General features: G+C 58.2%; 12 protein-coding genes. 9 read left to right on the top strand and 3 right to left on the bottom strand.

Features of this window, described 5'->3' with window-relative positions; all coding sequences use genetic code 11:
- Positions 1-139 precede the first annotated feature (139 nt).
- From V3C85_RS02215 to infB, 8 genes are all read left to right on the top strand, one after another.
- The gene (locus tag V3C85_RS02215; RefSeq protein ID WP_331793537.1) at positions 140-2,038 is read left to right on the top strand and encodes a polysaccharide biosynthesis protein; all 1,899 of its coding nucleotides are present in this window, start codon (positions 140-142) and stop codon (positions 2,036-2,038) included.
- Between the two features lie 125 nt (positions 2,039-2,163).
- The gene (locus V3C85_RS02220; RefSeq protein WP_331793442.1) at positions 2,164-4,374 is read left to right on the top strand and encodes a YjbH domain-containing protein; all 2,211 of its coding nucleotides are present in this window, start codon (positions 2,164-2,166) and stop codon (positions 4,372-4,374) included.
- Positions 4,371-5,021: a YjbF family lipoprotein gene (locus V3C85_RS02225; protein WP_331793443.1), complete on the top strand. Its 651-nt coding sequence runs from the start codon at positions 4,371-4,373 to the stop codon at positions 5,019-5,021. The genes V3C85_RS02220 and V3C85_RS02225 overlap by 4 nt, the downstream gene beginning before the upstream one ends.
- A gap of 79 nt (positions 5,022-5,100) precedes the next feature.
- A complete protein-coding gene (locus V3C85_RS02230) occupies positions 5,101-5,337 on the top strand; it encodes a hypothetical protein (RefSeq protein WP_331793444.1) in 237 nt (78 codons plus the stop codon).
- A gap of 171 nt (positions 5,338-5,508) precedes the next feature.
- On the top strand, positions 5,509-6,114 hold the full coding sequence (gene rimP / locus V3C85_RS02235; RefSeq protein ID WP_331793445.1) for a ribosome maturation factor RimP: 606 nt from the start codon (positions 5,509-5,511) through the stop codon (positions 6,112-6,114).
- A gap of 20 nt (positions 6,115-6,134) precedes the next feature.
- Positions 6,135-7,751 carry a transcription termination factor NusA gene (nusA, locus tag V3C85_RS02240; RefSeq protein WP_331793446.1) on the top strand — a complete coding sequence of 539 codons (1,617 nt, stop codon included), beginning with the start codon at positions 6,135-6,137 and terminating at the stop codon, positions 7,749-7,751.
- 21 nt (positions 7,752-7,772) lie between these two features.
- The gene (locus V3C85_RS02245) at positions 7,773-8,417 is read left to right on the top strand and encodes an RNA-binding protein (RefSeq protein WP_331793447.1); all 645 of its coding nucleotides are present in this window, start codon (positions 7,773-7,775) and stop codon (positions 8,415-8,417) included.
- Entirely contained in the window at positions 8,414-11,017 is a 2,604-nt protein-coding gene (gene infB / locus V3C85_RS02250; protein WP_331793448.1) for a translation initiation factor IF-2, read from the top strand. The genes V3C85_RS02245 and infB overlap by 4 nt, the downstream gene beginning before the upstream one ends.
- Positions 11,018-11,338: 321 nt before the next feature.
- Here the strand turns inward: infB and V3C85_RS02255 are convergent, their stop codons facing one another.
- Genes V3C85_RS02255 through V3C85_RS02265 form a run of 3 tightly spaced genes read right to left on the bottom strand, consistent with a single transcriptional unit; the run spans position 11,339 to position 13,994 of the window.
- Positions 11,339-11,737 (bottom strand): (deoxy)nucleoside triphosphate pyrophosphohydrolase, encoded by a 399-nt coding sequence (locus V3C85_RS02255; protein ID WP_331793449.1) that lies wholly within the window; start codon positions 11,735-11,737, stop codon positions 11,339-11,341.
- Positions 11,734-13,125, bottom strand: a complete 1,392-nt coding sequence (argJ, locus tag V3C85_RS02260; RefSeq protein ID WP_331793450.1) for a bifunctional glutamate N-acetyltransferase/amino-acid acetyltransferase ArgJ — start codon at positions 13,123-13,125, stop codon at positions 11,734-11,736. The genes V3C85_RS02255 and argJ overlap by 4 nt, the downstream gene beginning before the upstream one ends.
- Positions 13,126-13,154: 29 nt before the next feature.
- Positions 13,155-13,994 carry a peptidylprolyl isomerase gene (locus tag V3C85_RS02265; protein ID WP_445941966.1) on the bottom strand — a complete coding sequence of 280 codons (840 nt, stop codon included), beginning with the start codon at positions 13,992-13,994 and terminating at the stop codon, positions 13,155-13,157.
- A 183-nt stretch (positions 13,995-14,177) separates the two neighbouring features.
- Here V3C85_RS02265 and secA point away from each other — a divergent pair, with 183 nt between their 5' ends.
- A complete protein-coding gene (gene secA, locus V3C85_RS02270) occupies positions 14,178-16,889 on the top strand; it encodes a preprotein translocase subunit SecA (RefSeq protein ID WP_331793451.1) in 2,712 nt (903 codons plus the stop codon).
- Positions 16,890-16,904 lie beyond the last annotated feature (15 nt).

Genomic DNA, 16,904 nt, shown 5'->3' on the forward strand with positions numbered 1-16,904 from the left:
ACAAGTTGGTCGATTTGAATTGTTTCGAGGGTTCCAAAGGTCTAACGACGTGTCACAATCTTTTGTATGCTGTTGATCTCGAACGAGGGCGACTCGAGTCGGAGGCGGGCTTTTGGGCGCTGCAAGCTACTTGATCTACATGCGTCGTTTGTTTGAAGAAATGACGCGTCCTGCCAAGCAGGCGATTCTGCTTGGCGTAGACTTGATGTTGGCGCCGGTTGCGCTGCTGCTGGCGATTCTGGCGACGGCGCCGCGAACCTTGTGGACGATGTCGCTTGAATCCATCGCTGTCATGAGTGGGACGATTACGGCGATTGCGTTGATCGGCTCGGTGGTTCTGGGCATTCCCAAGATCAAGTTGAAATCATACGAAGGCGTCGGTGTCCTGAAGTCCAGCCTTGTCGGCCTTCTGTCTGCCATTGGTCTGTTTGCGGTAAGCAAGGCGATCAATGTGCCCATGAGCATGCTGACACTGACATTTTATGCCCTGCTCTTCATCCTTGCGATGGTGATCATTCGCTTTGCCATGCTGCATATCTTGCTGATGATCCTCAGCGTTGGCCATGTGCGGCGCAATGTTTTGGTCTATGGGGCGGGAACGACGGGGTCACAATTGGCTTCTGCCTTGCGTGGGCATGACCGGGTAAGGGTCGTCGCGTTCATCGATGATAACCCTTCACTTCAGGGCATGACGATTCTTGGATTGGGTGTGTACGGGTCTGAAAAGCTGGATGCTCTGGTGCGTAAGCATGATGTCGAGCGCATCTTGTTGGCTATGCCATCTGCCTCCGCTGCAAGGCAGGGCGCGATAGCAAGGAAACTGATGGAAAAGGGGCTGGATGTTCATTCCTTGCCGTCCTTTGCCCAATTGGTGGGTGCCGAATCTTTGGCCGAAACACTGGTGCCTGTTACTGCCGGCAAGTTTCTCAATCGCCCAGCGGTTCTGGATCTGCACCCGCAGGCGGAAAGCAGTTATCGCGACAAGTGTATTCTGGTCAGCGGGGCGGGGGGCTCGGTTGGCTCGGAACTATGTCGTCAGCTTTTGAAATATCGGCCCAAGAAGATCGTCCTGTTCGAAGTCAGTGAGCACGCGCTGTACCAGATCGACAAGGAATTGGGGGCGCTGCCAGACGCGGGTGTGATCGAATTTGTTCCGGTTTTGGGGTCTGTCACGGAATACCGGTTGGTGCGGGCAGTCTGCCAACAGCATGCCGTTGATGTTATCCTTCATGCGGCCGCGTATAAACATGTTCCGTTGGTCGAGGCGAATCCCCTGGCTGGCCTTGTCAACAACGTCTTGGGCACGCGCACACTGGCCGAGGCCGCACTGCATTTGAATGTCAGCCGGTTCATTTTGATTTCGACAGACAAAGCTGTTCGCCCGACCAACGTCATGGGTGCCTCAAAACGTCTGGCGGAACTGGTTGTTCAAGATCTGGCCCAAAGGACCAGCAACACGGATTTTTCGATTGTTCGGTTTGGCAACGTGCTTGGAAGCTCTGGTTCGGTTGTGCCGCTGTTTCGTGAGCAGATTGCTCAGGGTGGCCCGATTACCCTGACTCATGAAGACGTGACGCGCTATTTCATGACGATTGCCGAGGCGGCGCAGCTTGTGCTGATTGCCGGCGGCCTGGCGGACAATCGCAATGAAGGATCGGGTGATCTGTTTGTTCTGGACATGGGTCAGCCGATCAAGATCAGGGATCTGGCCGAACGCATGATTGCAGCAGCAGGGTGTAGCCTGAAGGACGAGGCTAATCCCGACGGCGACATCGAAATCGTTGTCACAGGTCTGCGTCCCGGAGAGAAGCTGCATGAAGAGTTGCTGATCGAACCGGGGATGCTGACGACACCACATGAAAAGATCCTACGGGCGCGTGAGCGGTGCCTGAGCCCGCTGGAGGTCTCAACGGCGCTGCGGGAACTGCGCAGCGCCGTGGCTACAGGCAATTCTGAAGCTGCCTTCCATGTGATGGAAACCTATGTCGAAGGCTACGGCCAAAACCGCGGCCATATGATAAAGCGCGCGGTTTCTTGAACCCGAACGTGCCCTGATCTACCAAGCATTATGTATCTTTTTTGATCAGTTCAGGAGTTCTGTTTGGTCTGACGGTTGTTTATCGGCCAGTTCGCCGTATCATGGCAAAAAAGACGAGGGGCGAGATGACGATTGTTCCACCCAATCTTCGGGGGCTGTGCGCAGCTTTGGTTGCGGGCACGACGCTGGCCGCTTATCCGGTTGTTGCGCAGCAACGGCCCAGTCTGAACCTGTATGGATCGACCGGACTGATCGACATGCCGTCGGGCGAAAGCCAGCCAGACGGCGCGCTGACGGCAACGACCTCTCACTTTGGGCCGATCAGTCGAACAACACTGACCTTCCAGATCACCCCGCGCCTGTCTGGCAGCTTTCGCTTTCTGGGGATCAGGGACTGGAACAAGAACATCGGCTGCCTTCCGGCCTGCACGGGCGTTGATCAATTCGATACCTATTACGATCGATCCTTCGACTTGCGGTATCAAATCTTGGATGAGGGCCGCTATCTGCCGGCAGTGTCTATCGGTCTGCAAGACTTTGTTGGCACGGGTGTTCTGGCGGGTGAATATGTGGTGGCCACCAAAAGTGTGGCACCAAATCTGAAGGTTTCGGCGGGCCTCGGCTGGGGGCGGCTTGGCAGCTATGGCTCGATCGGTTCCCCCTTTGGCACACGGCCACCTTTGGTGATCGGCTCGGGCGGGAATTTCAACTTTGATCAGTGGTTCCGCGGCCCGGCAGCGCCTTTCGGGGGCGTTGAATGGGCAATCAATGACAATTGGACGTTCAAGGCCGAATATTCCTCTGACTCTTATGCCGAGGAATCGGGGAACCGAGCGACGTTTGATCGCAAAAGCCCGGTTAATCTGGGCGTTGAATACCAGCGTGGCGACAGTTTCCGCATCGGCGGCTATTACATGTATGGCAGCGAGGTTGGCATCGCTGCGCATTTCCTGCTGAACCCCAAGCAGCGCACAGGTGGCGGCGTTCTGGTGCAGGCCCCTGATTCGATCGAACCGCGCCCCACCCGGACTGCTGACCCGGATGCTTGGTCGCTTGATTGGGTGGCGCAGAATGATGCCGGGCAAATCTTGCGCTCGAATCTGGTCAAGCGTCTGAAAGATGATGGCATCGAGGTAAGCTCGATCAGTTATGATGGCCGTGTGGCCGAGGTGCGGATCGTCAACACCAAGATCGACGCAGAGGCACAGGCCATCGGGCGAACAGCCCGGGCCATGGCGCGGGTCATGCCGGCCTCGGTTGAACAGTTTGAGATCGTCCCCGTTGTCAGCGGCATGCCTGTTTCCAAGGTTGTGATCCGCCGCTCTGATCTGGAAGCGCTTGAATTCGCGGTTGATGGTGCCGAGCAAATTCTTGCCCGCGCCCAGATCGTTTCGGTTGGCGCCGCGCAAAATGTTGCTGCCGCCGATATGGAGACCTATCCCAAGCTGGCATGGTCACTTGGCCCCTATGCGCGTCTGCGCCTGTTTGACCAGAATTCACCGTTCAAGGCCGGTGTGGGCTTGCAACTGAATGGTCGGCTGGAAGTTACACCTGGTTTGATCTTAAGCGGAAAGGTGACCAAGCTGGTTGCCAGCAACCTTGATGATCGTCCGCCCATTCCGGGGCGCAAACTGCAAGCCGTTCGCTCGGCCAACTATTTCTATGACAAGTTGGGCGACCCGGCGATTGAGACGCTTTCGCTGACCTATTACCGCAAACTTGCACCCGAAGTGTATGGCCGTATCTCTGCAGGTTATCTGGAGCGCATGTTTGGTGGCATCTCGACCGAGGTGCTGTGGATGCCGACCAATCGCAGATGGGCCTTCGGGGCCGAGGTGAACTACGTTGCGCAAAGATCGCCCGATCAGCAGTTTGGTTTCAATCTGCCGCAAGAGATGTATCAAACGGATGCGGCGGGCGTTGAGGTTGGGCCGTCAAGCTATCGGGTGCTGACGGGCCATGTCAGCGGTTACTACAAGTTCCGCGAAGGCTTTCACGCGCAACTGGATGTTGGCAAATACCTTGCTGGTGATCTTGGCGCCACGTTCTCGCTGAAGCGCGAATTTGAAAACGGCTGGAGAGTGGGTGCATTCGTGACCAAGACTGACGTTTCGGCAGCAGATTTTGGCAGCGGTTCCTTTGACAAGGGAATCACCCTTGAGGTGCCTCTGTCGGTGCTGTTCGGCAAGAACACCCGGCAAGTGCGAACGACGCTGCTGCGACCGTTTGGTCGTGACGGTGGTCAGCGGCTTGAGGTGGATGGTCGCCTGTATGAAACCGTCCGCAGCTATCGTGAAGATGGCTTGACCGAACAGTGGGGGCGGTTCTGGAAATGATGAAACCGTTTATCTCGTTGGTTCTGGGTCTGTCATTGCTTGCGTCTTGCGGCAACGATACTGATTCCTTTGCCGTGGCCCGTGCTGCGCAAGCAATGGCCAAGGCCACCATTCCTGCGGCTTCGGCACCTGCTGCACCAAAGCTAAGGCGTGCGGACCTGAAAGATATCCTTTCTCCGATTCAACTGATCAGTATCGAACAGCGTAATCAAAAGGCGCTGGTTGCTGAAACGGCCCAAAATGGCAGCGTATCAACCTGGAGTTCGGTTGATAAAGTGACCATATCGCTTCGGAATGGTGTCCTTGTTGCAACGCGCGGGCTTGGTGATGACCTGATGGCAGCAAGCGCACAGCCGCCCTCGTTAAAGCCTGCTGGGGGCGCTGCTTACACCCGACTTTACACCATTTTGAACGGCTCGGATCAGCCTGTTCGCGTTTCGGCGACCTGTTCTACTGTCAGTAACGGTGGTCAAACAATTGAAGTCGTTGAGAGAATTTATCAAGTGACAGAGCTTGTGGAGACATGCCAAGCCAAGACCGTCACCTTTGATAACCAATACTGGATCGACCGGTCGGGCAATATCAGAAAGTCGCGTCAGTGGGTCAGCCCAGAGGTTGGGCAAATCGTCATCGAAGATCTGCGCTAGGGATCAAATAACTTCTTTCTATTTTCCTTGGCCTGTGTTTGTGCTACCAACAATCAATGTCCTCAATATGGAGAAAATCATGAATCGTATTACTGCATTTGTCGCTGCATTCTCGCTCGTCGCTTCGGTTACCGCTGCTTCGGCTGGTGGTCCTGTTCAGGTTGAAGAAGAAGACGAAGTGATCGTTGTTGCAAACGGCTCGTCCTCGTCGGCTCCGGTTGGCTCGCTTGCTGGTGGTGCTGCTGGCGCCGTTGCCGTTGGCGGCCTTCTGTTGGCTGCAGCTATCGCTGCTGGCTCGTCGTCGGGCAGCCACTGATCTCAGCCGTATGGCTGGTTGCGAAGGGCCCGCTGTGCGGGCCCTTTTGCTTTGCACTTGCGCTTAAGGGGATTTCGCCCTATGTAACCCCAACAGCGGTTTCGGCGTCCACACCCGGAACAACCGAAAAGCATGGCGGGCCGCGGGCCCGTTTTTTTATTTCTGGACCACATGACAGACCTTATCGCAAAGACAGCCATTGATCGTCGCCTTGCCGGCATTGTTGGCCCCGCCATCGAAGGCTTGGGGTTCGAACTGGTGCGCATCCGTCTGATGGGTGGCAAGCAGCGCATTTTGCAGATCATGGCCGACCGCCCTGAGGGCGGGATCGAAGTGGATGATTGCGCCAAGATTTCGACGGCTGTTTCGGCTATTCTGGATGTCGAAGACCCGATCGAAGACAATTACACGCTTGAAGTGTCGTCGCCTGGGATCGACCGCCCGCTGACCCGTCTTAAGGATTTCGAGATCTGGAAAGGCTGGGAGGCCCGGATAGAGACGACCGAGCTGATTGACGGTCGCCGTCGCTTTAAGGGCGCATTGGCGGGCGTGGAAGATGACGAAGTTCTGATCCTGCTGGAAGAAGCGGGCGAGGAAGTGACGATTGGCCTGAAATTCGACTGGCTGTCGGATGCCAAGCTGATTTTGACCGAAGATCTGATCGCCGAGATGCTGCGCCAGAAAAAGGCCAGCGGCAGCTTTGACGAATCGCAGTTTGACGAGATCGAAGAAACCGACGGCGAGGATGAAGATCCCGCTGAAGAGAAAAATCACTAAGAAAGCCTGGGAGTTGACCGATGGCGATTACTTCTGCCAACCAGCTTGAACTTCTTCAGACGGCCGAGGCCGTTGCGCGTGAGAAGATGATCGACCCGGATCTGGTGATCCAGGCGATGGAGGAAACCTTGGCTCGGGCCGCCAAATCGCGCTACGGCAGCGAATTGGACATCCGCGTAAAGATCGACCGCAAGACGGGCCGCGCGACGTTCTCTCGTGTCCGCACCGTTGTGGCCGACGAAGAGATGGAAAACCATCACGCCCAGATGACGGTCAAGCAGGCCAAGGGCTATCTGGCCGACCCGCAAATTGGCGATGAAGTCATCGACGAGGTGCCTCCGGTGGATCTGGGCCGCATCGCGGCGCAATCGGGCAAGCAGGTGCTGTTGCAGCGCGTGCGTGAGGCCGAGCGTGATCGTCAGTTCGACGAATTCAAAGACCGCAAGGGCACTATCATCAACGGCGTGGTCAAGCGCGAAGAATATGGCAATGTGATCGTCGATATTGGCCGCGGCGAAGGCATTCTGCGTCGCAACGAAAAGATCGGCCGCGAAGCCTATCGCATCGGTGACCGCATCCGCGCCTATATCAAGGATGTGCGCCGCGAAACCCGTGGCCCGCAGATCTTCTTGTCGCGCACTGACCCGCAGTTCATGGCTGAATTGTTCAAGATGGAAGTGCCAGAGATCTATGATGGCGTGATCGAGATCAAGGCTGTGGCCCGCGATCCGGGGTCGCGCGCCAAGATTGCCGTGATCAGCTATGACAACTCGATTGACCCGGTGGGTGCCTGTGTTGGTATGCGCGGCAGCCGTGTTCAGGCTGTGGTGAACGAACTGCAAGGCGAAAAGATCGACATCATTCCGTGGAACGAAGACACCGCCACTTTCCTTGTGAACGCGCTGCAACCGGCCGAAGTGTCGAAGGTTGTGTTCGACGAAGAGGCGGGCAAGATCGAAGTCGTCGTCCCGGATGAGCAGCTTTCGCTGGCCATTGGTCGCCGCGGTCAGAACGTCCGTCTTGCCAGCCAACTGACGGCGCTGGATATCGACATCATGACCGAGGCCGAGGAATCGCAGCGTCGTCAGGCCGAATTCGCAGAGCGCACCAAGCTGTTCATGGATACGCTGGATGTGGACGAGATGATGGCCCAGCTGCTGGTCTCGGAAGGCTTTACCAATCTGGAAGAAGTCGCCTATGTCGAGGTGGATGAGCTTTTGTCCATCGACGGCTTTGACGAAGGCACGGCGGCAGAGCTTCAGGCCCGCGCCCGCGACTTCCTGGAAGAGCAGGCCCGCAAGGCGCTTGAAACCGCACGCGCCATGGGTGTTGAAGAAAGCCTTATTGAATTTGATGGTCTGACACCCCAAATGGTGGAAGCATTGGCAAAAGACGGCATCAAGACGCTTGAGGACTTTGCTACCTGCGCCGATTGGGAACTGGCTGGCGGCTGGACGACCGAGAACGGGCAGCGTAAAAAGGACGAAGGCATTCTGGAATCCTTTGACGTAAGTTTGGAAGAGGCACAGCATCTGGTTATGACGGCCCGTGTTCTGTTGGGCTGGGTCGATCCGACCGCTTTGGAAGCCGAAGGCCAAGAGCTTGACGGCGAAGAAGAAGAGGAGGCCGAGGCCTGATCAAGGCCTCGGGGACACGCGTTGACACGCGGCGGCCGGGATAAATTGCGGGAAGACCCAGAGCGCAAGTGCATTGTCTCGGGGGAAAGCCAGCCAAAGGCGGGGTTGATCCGGTTTGTGATCGGCCCTGACCAGATGGTGGTTCCCGATCTGTTGGGCAAGTTGCCAGGCCGTGGCATCTATGTGTCCGCGACTACAGCCGCCCTTGATCGGGCGGTGAAGAAAAACCTGTTCAGCCGGGCTGCTCGTCAGCCCGTTACTGCCCCCGAAGGGCTTTCAGCCTTGGTGGAGGATTTGTTGGTCAGGCGTGTTGTCGATCTGTTGTCGATGGCGCGCAAAGCTGGCAGCGCGGTCTGTGGCTTTGAAAAGGTGAAGGATTGGTTGGTCAAAGGTCAGGCTAAGGTGCTGATACAGGCCAATGACGGATCAGAACGCGGGCGCGAGAAGCTGCGGCCGCCGAATGGTGAAGAATCCCTGATTTCCTGCCTGAGCGCAGGGGAATTGGGTTTGGCTTTCGGCCGCGAACGTGCGATACACGCCGCGCTTGCGGCTGGTGGACTCAGCAACCGTGTTGTAGAGGAAGCGGCAAGGCTTGCCGGTCTGCGTGGGGCAGACGGCCAGCAGGTCGGCGAATTGATCGCCGGGAAGGATACGAAGGACGCATGAGCGATACAGACGGCAAGAAACCCCTTGGTCTGGGTGGCGCACCCCGTTCTGGTCAGGTGAAGCAAAGCTTCAGCCACGGCCGGACGAAGAGTGTTGTGGTGGAAACGAAGCGCAAGCGCGTTGTCGTTCCCGCAAAACCGGGCGCAGCCGGGGCTGGTGGTGCTGGCGGAGGTTCGCCTTCGCTTGGCGATCCGTCCAAGCGCCCCGCAGGCATTTCCGATGCCGAGATGGAACGCCGTCTGGCGGCTTTGCGCGCCGCCAAGGCGCGTGAGGCAGAGGATGCCGAACGCCGTCTGGCAGAAGAGCGTCAGCGCGAAGAAGATCGCCAGCGCCGCCGCGAAGAGATCGAGGCCAAAGAGCGCGAAGATCGCGCCCGCGAAGAGGCTTTGCGCCTGAAGGCCGAGGAAGAAGAGCGTGCCGCCCGCGCTGCTGCAGAGGCGAAGGCTGCTGCTGCGGCGGCCCGCAAAGCAGAAATCCTGGGCACCCGGTCGCGGGCTTCGGTTCAGGCCGAGGAAAAGGCTGCCGAAGTGGCGGCTGAAACCGCGGCAGCGGCAGCGGCCCCTGCTGCGGCGGCGCCGCGTGCTGCTGCGGCAGACGATTCGCGCACGGGTGGCCCTGCCAAGCCGCCGTTGGCGCAACGCAAAACCGACCGTGAGCGTGAAGAGCGTGATCGCGGCAACAAGACCAAGGGCGACGACAACCGTCGTGCCGGCAAGCTGACCCTGTCCGCTGCCTTGGAAGGCGAAGGTGGTCGCACACGCAGCTTGGCCGCCATGAAGCGCAAGCAGGAAAAGGCCCGCCAAAAGGCAATGGGCTTTGGCCAAAAGGCTGAAAAGCAGGTTCGTGAAGTCCAGCTTCCCGAAACCATCGTGGTCAGTGAGCTTGCCAACCGGATGGCCGAACGCGCCGCCGATGTGGTCAAGTCGCTGATGAAGATGGGCATGATGGTCACGATGAACCAGCCTATCGACGCCGACACCGCCGAACTTGTGATCGACGAATTCGGCCACAAAGCCGTGCGGGTTTCGGATGCCGATGTTGAACAGGTGATCGACACCGTTCAAGACAAGGCCGAAGATCTTCAGCCGCGCCCGCCGATCGTGACGATCATGGGCCACGTTGACCACGGCAAGACCTCGCTGCTGGATGCGATTCGTCAGACCAGTGTTGTGTCGGGCGAAGCCGGTGGCATCACGCAGCATATCGGGGCCTATCAGGTCAGCGCTGCCAATGGTGCGGTGATCAGCTTCCTTGATACGCCCGGCCACGCCGCCTTTACCTCGATGCGGTCGCGCGGTGCGAATGTGACCGATATCGTGGTTCTGGTGGTGGCTGCGGATGACTCTGTCATGCCGCAGACGATTGAGGCGATCAATCACGCCAAGGCGGCCAATGTGCCGCTGATCGTGGCGATCAACAAATGCGACAAACCGTCGGCAGACCCGCAAAAGGTTCGCACGCAGTTGCTGCAACACGAAGTTGTCGTCGAGGCAATGTCGGGCGAAGTGCAGGACGTCGAGGTTTCGGCCAAGACGGGTATGGGCTTGGACAAGCTGCTGGAAGCAATCTCTCTGCAAGCGGAACTGCTGGAACTGAAAGCCAACCCCGAACGCTCGGCCATGGCCGCAGTGATCGAGGCCAAGCTGGATGTGGGCCGCGGCCCGGTGGCAACCGTTCTGGTGCAGAACGGCACGCTGAAGAAGGGCGACATCTTCGTCGTCGGCGAGCAGTGGGGCAAGGTTCGCGCTTTGATCAACGATCGGGGCGAGACGGTCACAGAAGCTGGTCCTTCGGTTCCTGTCGAGGTTCTGGGCCTGTCTGGCACGCCGTCGGCGGGTGACGTTCTGAACGTCGTCGATACCGAGGCCCAGGCACGTGAGATTGCCGATTACCGCGAAAAAGCTGCGAAAGACAAACGTGCGGCTTTGGGTGCTGCCACGACGCTGGAACAGTTGATGGCCAAGGCCAAGGCTGACCAAGACGTGTCAGAGCTGCCGATTATCCTGAAGGCTGACGTGCAAGGCTCTGCCGAAGCGATCGTTCAGGCGTTGGAAAAGGTTGGCAACGAAGAAGTGCGTGTGCGCGTCTTGCACTATGGTGTTGGCGCCATCACCGACAGCGACGTCAGCCTGGCCGATGCCTCCAAGGCGCCGATCATTGGCTTTAACGTCCGTGCCAATGCGATGGCCCGCAGCTCGGCTCAGCAAAAGGGTGTCGAGATCCGCTATTACTCGATCATCTACGATCTGCTGGACGATATCAAACAGGCGGCCTCGGGCTTGCTGAAGGCCGAAGTGCGCGAAAACTTTATTGGCTATGCCAAGATTCAAGAAGTGTTCCGCATCACGGGCGTTGGTAACGTGGCGGGTTGCCTGGTTACCGAAGGTGTGGCTCGTCGTTCGGCGGGTGTGCGTCTGTTGCGCGACAACGTGGTCATCCACGAAGGGACGCTCAAGACGCTTAAGCGCTTCAAGGATGAGGTCAAGGAAGTGCAGTCCGGCCAAGAGTGCGGCATGGCGTTTGAGCGCTATGAAGACGTGCGCGCAGGCGACGTGATTGAGATCTTTGAGCGGGAAGAAATTCAGCGCAGTCTGGCCTAAGGGCGGCGCTGAACATTAAAAAAAGGGGCTGTGTGATGATCACACAGCCCCTTTTTCTTTACCCTGTTACGCGCTTGGAACCGAAGAAACGGGCCTTCCAACGAACAGTTTTTCATCAACCTTTACGACGATCATCCCGTCTGAAAGGCTGCGAACAAGCAGCCCCTGAACCGAAACACAACTTCCGACAGATATAGTCCGCAGCATCAGCCAATCCCCCATCAGCGTAACTGACTTGACGATACATAAAATTTTTTCGCCGACTACCGAAAATTTACGCTGATAGCACCAAAGATGTATAAAAAAGACACAATTCTGAAATCACAGCCAATCGCGCAGAATTGGAATCAACGGCAAGTCTGCGGGCGGCATCGGATAGTCGCGCAGTTTGTCGGGGCGCACCCAGGCCAAGGACTGCCCTTCACGCCCCTCAACCACCCCATTCCACCGCCGACAGGCGAACAGCGGCATCAAAAGATGAAAGTTATCATAGCTGTGGCTGGCAAAGGTCAGGGGTGCCAGACAGCTTTGCCAGGTTTCGATGCCCAACTCTTCATGCAGTTCGCGAATCAGGGCAGCCTCGGGCGTTTCGCCGGCCTCCACCTTGCCACCTGGAAATTCCCACAGTCCAGCCAGGGATTTGCCCTCTGGCCGTTGCGCAAGCAGAACCCGGCCATCTGGGTCGATCAGCGCAACGGCAGCAACAAGAATGATCTTCAAGACCGGTAATCCGCGTTGATCTCGATATAGCGGTTGGTCAAATCGCAGGTCCAGACGCTGCGCTTGCCCTTGCCCAGGCCCATATCCACACGGATCAGCAGTTCTTCCTGACGGAAATGCGCCGCGCCATCCTCTTCCTTATAGCTTGGAAAGCGCCAGCCATTCTTGGCGACGATCACATCGCCAAATCGAATCGTCAGCCGGTCACGGTCGGCCACGGCGCCAGATTTCCCGATGGCAGCCACGATCCGCCCCCAGTTCGGGTCTTGGCCTGCCACGGCGGTCTTGACCAAGGGCGAGTTGGCGATCGCAAAGGCCACTTTGGCCGCATCGCCATCGGTGGCGGCCCCGGTGACAGCGATTTCCACCAGTTTCGTCGCGCCTTCGCCGTCGCGGATCACCTGCAGGGCCAGATCCCGCATCACATCATGCAAGGCAGCCTCAAAGGCCTTGGCCACAGCCCCCTTGACCGGCGCGGCCGGGCTTTGCCCCGTGGCGGCCAACAGCAGTGTATCGGATGTCGACGTGTCACTATCAACGGTGATTGAATTGAAGGTGGCATCCACATTCCGCGACAGCATTTTTTGCAAGGCTGTCGGGGTGATCTTGGCGTCGGTAAAGATGTAAACCAGCATCGTCGCCATATCGGGGGCAATCATGCCTGACCCTTTGGCAATGCCCGCAATGTGAATGGGGCCGCCTTCGCCCTCAATCGTGGCGGATGCACCTTTGGGGAAGGTGTCGGTTGTCATCATGGCGTGGGCCGCCATTTCAATCGCATCTTCGCGCAGATCGGCCACCAGCTGCGGGATCACATCGGTGATCTTTTCATGCGGCAAAGGCTCGCCAATCACGCCGGTCGAGGATGAAAACACGCGGCTTGCAGGCAGCGACAGTGCCGTCGCAACGCCCGAGGTGACAGCCGAAACCGCAACATCCCCCACCTTTCCGGTAAAGGCGTTGGAATTGCCCGAGTTGACGATGATGGCCGCGCCGGTATCGGCCGGGGCTTTCAGCGCCAGCTTGTCCTGACAATCCCGCACACAGCCCGACCGGGTGGAAGAACGGGTGAACACCCCCGCCATCGCGGTTCCTGGCGCAAGGCGGATCAGCATCACATCCTTGCGGTTCTTGTATTTCACACCCGCTTCGGCGGCGGCGAATTCAACGCCCTTGATCACGGGCAGGGTGGGGAACCCCCCTTTGGGTGCCAAGGGAGAGACAGGCTTTGCCGGTTTGATGGCTGCCGCCACTTTGCCAGCAACTTCGCCCGCCTCTTCCTTAACGTCTTCCACAATGTCGCCAAGGGCTTCTGACAGCTTGGCCTTCATCGCCTTGACCTTTTTCTTCAGGCTTTTGGCTTCGGCTTTCCAATCAGTTTTGCCCATGGCGTTCCCTTTCAAAGGATATCTGATCCTTATTTATCCAGCAGAGTGGCATCCCGCAACAGGGCAGGGTCAAAGCTGTCACCGGGCCGCGTGACGTCGGCCTTTTCGGTCAGGGCGGTGATATGGGCCTGAACTGCGGCCTGCTCGATCTCTGATGCCAACTCATCCCGCATTTCGTCCAGGCTGGGGGCCTCGGCCACGCGCGTTTCCTTGACCATGATCAGGTGATAGCCAAACTGCGATTGCACAGGGCCAACCACCTTGCCGGGTTCTGCGGCGACGACGGCCTCTTCAAAGGGTTTGACCATCATCCCCAATCCGAACCAGCCCAAGTCACCCCCATTGGCGCCTGATCCGGTGTCGGTGGAATTGGCTTTGGCCAGCTCGGCAAAATCCGCGCCACCGTCCAACTGCGTCTTCAGCTCGTTGGCCTTTTCTTCGCTGTCCACCAGAATATGGGCCGCGTTATATTCCTTCTGCGGGGCCATATCGGCAAACTTTGCCTCATAGGCGGCCTGCAAAGCCTCATCCGTGACCGAGGAGGCAACTACGGTTTGCAAGGCCACGCCCGACAGATAGCCGCGACGATCGTTTTCCAGCGCCAGACGGTCTTTCAGGCTGGGCTCGCCCACCGATTGGGCAAGGGCGGTTTGCTGCACCAGCTGGTCCAGAATGCCCTTGTACAAAACGTCATCCGGCAACGACTGGTATTGGGCGGGCAGTTGCTCGCGCAGCGCGATCATATGGCCCAGGGTGATCTCGGTTCCATCGACCGTTGCCACCACGGTTCCGGCATCCTGTGCCATGGCGGGGGCCATCAGCAGCCCCGACAGTGCGACGCCCGCAAGGAACCCTGTCATTTTCGTCATCTTCACGCCCTCCTGAACGGGCCAGCGACCCGCCAAACATTGACTATCCCGGGCCTGTCCCTTAAATCGCTGTGGTCGTATGCGACGGGGCCGGCCGGCCTTCTTGGGCTTTCTATGGAAGGCGTTGGGGGCGGGCAAGGCCCTTGCCTCACACGATCCTGTCAAGAACCCCACGGAGAGAATATGCTGGGTCTCGGTTCGCTTGCGCGCAAGGTCTTTGGCACCCCCAATGACCGCAAGGTTAAGTCGGTTCGCCCGTTGATCGCCAAGATCAACGCGCTAGAGCCTGAATTCGCCGCGCTAAGCGACGATGAATTGAAAGCCAAGACCGAGGCGCTGTCGCGCCGCGCCCAGTCGGGCGAAAGTCTGGATGATCTGTTGCCAGAGGCTTTTGCCAACTGCCGTGAGGGCGCCAAGCGGGCCCTTGGCCTGCGCGCCTTTGATGTGCAGCTTAAGGGCGGCATCTTCCTGCATCAGGGCAATATTGCCGAGATGAAGACCGGCGAAGGCAAGACGCTGATGGCGACTTTTCCGGCCTATCTGAATGCGCTTGCAGGCAAGGGCGTTCATATCGTGACGGTGAACGACTATCTGGCCAAGCGCGACGCCGAATGGATGAGCAAGGTTTTCGGCATGTTGGGTCTGACCACGGGTGTGGTCTATCCCTATCAGCCGGATGACGAGAAAAAGGCCGCCTATCGCTGCGACGTTACCTATGCCACCAACAACGAGTTGGGCTTTGACTACCTGCGCGACAACATGAAGGGTTCAATCGAAGATATGGCTCAGCGTGGCCATTTCTTTGCCATCGTTGACGAGGTCGACTCGATCCTGATTGATGAGGCGCGCACCCCGCTGATCATCTCGGGCCCGTCGCAAGACCGATCAGACCTGTATCTGGGTGTCGACAAGCTGATCCCCTTTGTGACGGATGAGCATTTCAAGCTGGACGAAAAAACCCGCAACGTGACCTACACGGATGAGGGCAACGAGTTCATCGAAACCAAGCTGCGCGAAGCGGGCCTGCTGCCAGATGGGCAGAACCTGTATGATCCCGAAAGCACCTCGCTGGTGCATCACGTCACCCAGGCCCTGCGGGCGCACAAGCTGTTCACGCGTGATCAGCAATATATCGTCCGCGATGGCGAAGTGATGCTGATCGACGAATTCACCGGCCGCATGATGCGTGGCCGTCGCCTGTCAGATGGCTTGCACCAAGCCATCGAGGCGAAAGAGGGCGTTCAGATTCAGCCCGAGAACGTGACCCTCGCGTCGGTGACCTTTCAGAACTATTTCCGGCTTTACGACAAACTGGCCGGCATGACCGGCACGGCCGCGACCGAAGCCGAAGAATTCATGGAAATCTACAAACTGGGCGTGGTCGAAGTGCCGACCAACCGCCCGATCCAGCGTAAAGATGAAGATGACGCCGTCTATCGCACCGCGCGCGAAAAATACGAAGGCATCGTCAAGTCGATCAAAGAGGCCAATGAAAAGGGTCAGCCGATCCTTGTTGGCACCACCAGCATCGAAAAGTCTGAATTCCTGTCGGGGCTGCTAAAGGCCGCTGGTGTGCCGCACAACGTGCTGAACGCCCGCCACCATGAGCAAGAGGCCCAGATCGTGGCCGATGCGGGCCGCTTTGGCGCAGTGACCATTGCCACCAACATGGCGGGTCGCGGCACCGATATTCAGCTGGGCGGCAATGTCGAAATGAAGGTGATGGAGGCCATTGCCGCCGATCCGCATCTGCACCCCGATGAGGTGCGCGCCAGAATCGAAGCCGAACATGCCGAAGAAAAGGCCAAGGTTCTGGCCGCTGGTGGCCTGTTCGTTCTGGGCACCGAGCGCCACGAATCCCGCCGCATCGACAACCAGTTGCGCGGCCGTTCAGGCCGTCAGGGGGATCCCGGTCGCTCGGCGTTTTTCCTGTCGCTGGAAGATGATCTGATGCGCATCTTCGGCTCAGATAAACTGGATGCCGTGCTGTCGAAGCTGGGCATGAAAGAGGGTGAGGCGATTGTTCACCCTTGGGTCAACAAATCGCTAGAGCGTGCCCAAGCCAAGGTCGAAGGCCGCAACTTTGATATCCGCAAACAATTGCTGAAATTCGACGATGTGATGAATGACCAGCGCAAGGCCATCTTTGGTCAGCGGCTGGAAATCATGCAAACCCAGGACATCGGCGAAATCGCCGAAGACATGCGCCAACAGGTTATCGACGATCTGGTGGATGACTTCCTGCCGCCGAAATCCTACCCCGACTCGTGGGATACGGATGGCCTGACAACGGCGGTGCGCGAAAAGCTGAACCTTGATCTGCCACTGGCGGATTGGGCAAAAGAAGAGGGCGTCGATCAGGAAGTGGTCAAGGAACGTCTGGAAGAGGCCACCGCAAAGCAGATGGCCGACAAAGCCGCCGCCTTTGGCCCCGACACCATGCGCAACATCGAAAAACAGGTGTTGTTGCAGACCATCGACGGCAAATGGCGCGAGCATTTGTTGCGGCTTGAACATTTGCGGTCGGTCGTCGGGTTCCGCGGCTATGCCCAGCGTGACCCGCTGAACGAATACAAGACCGAGTCGTTCCAGTTGTTTGAATCGATGCTGAACTCGCTGCGTCAGGATGTGACGCAAAAGCTGGCGATGATCCGCCCGCTGACCGAGGCAGAGCAGCAGGCCATGATGGGCCAGCTTGCCGCGCAGCAACAGGCCCCCGCGCCGACCGAGGCAGCAACCCCCGCCATGGCCTTGGCCGATGGCGAAGCCGCACCAACCCGTCTTGCCGGTTTTGATGAAAGCGATCCGACCACCTGGGGCAATCCGGGCCGGAACGACGCCTGCCCCTGCGGATCGGGCGAGAAGTTCAAGCATTGTCACGGCCGCTTGGCCTGATGGTGGTGGGGCGGC

It is taken from the genome of Pseudotabrizicola sp. L79 (assembly GCF_036553525.1).
Lineage (GTDB): Bacteria > Pseudomonadota > Alphaproteobacteria > Rhodobacterales > Rhodobacteraceae > Pseudotabrizicola.

Excerpts from the sequence above, each read along its gene's own strand:
- infB (WP_331793448.1), top strand. The coding sequence starts at position 8,414 with ATGAGCGATACAGACGGCAAGAAACCCCTTGGTCTGGGTGGCGCACCC.
- V3C85_RS02220 (WP_331793442.1), top strand. The coding sequence starts at position 2,164 with ATGACGATTGTTCCACCCAATCTTCGGGGGCTGTGCGCAGCTTTGGTT.
- argJ (WP_331793450.1), bottom strand. The coding sequence starts at position 13,125 with ATGGGCAAAACTGATTGGAAAGCCGAAGCCAAAAGCCTGAAGAAAAAG.
- V3C85_RS02265 (WP_445941966.1), bottom strand. The coding sequence starts at position 13,994 with ATGACGAAAATGACAGGGTTCCTTGCGGGCGTCGCACTGTCGGGGCTG.
- nusA (WP_331793446.1), top strand. The coding sequence starts at position 6,135 with ATGGCGATTACTTCTGCCAACCAGCTTGAACTTCTTCAGACGGCCGAG.
- V3C85_RS02230 (WP_331793444.1), top strand. The coding sequence starts at position 5,101 with ATGAATCGTATTACTGCATTTGTCGCTGCATTCTCGCTCGTCGCTTCG.
- rimP (WP_331793445.1), top strand. The coding sequence starts at position 5,509 with ATGACAGACCTTATCGCAAAGACAGCCATTGATCGTCGCCTTGCCGGC.
- secA (WP_331793451.1), top strand. The coding sequence starts at position 14,178 with ATGCTGGGTCTCGGTTCGCTTGCGCGCAAGGTCTTTGGCACCCCCAAT.
- V3C85_RS02215 (WP_331793537.1), top strand. The coding sequence starts at position 140 with ATGCGTCGTTTGTTTGAAGAAATGACGCGTCCTGCCAAGCAGGCGATT.
- V3C85_RS02225 (WP_331793443.1), top strand. The coding sequence starts at position 4,371 with ATGATGAAACCGTTTATCTCGTTGGTTCTGGGTCTGTCATTGCTTGCG.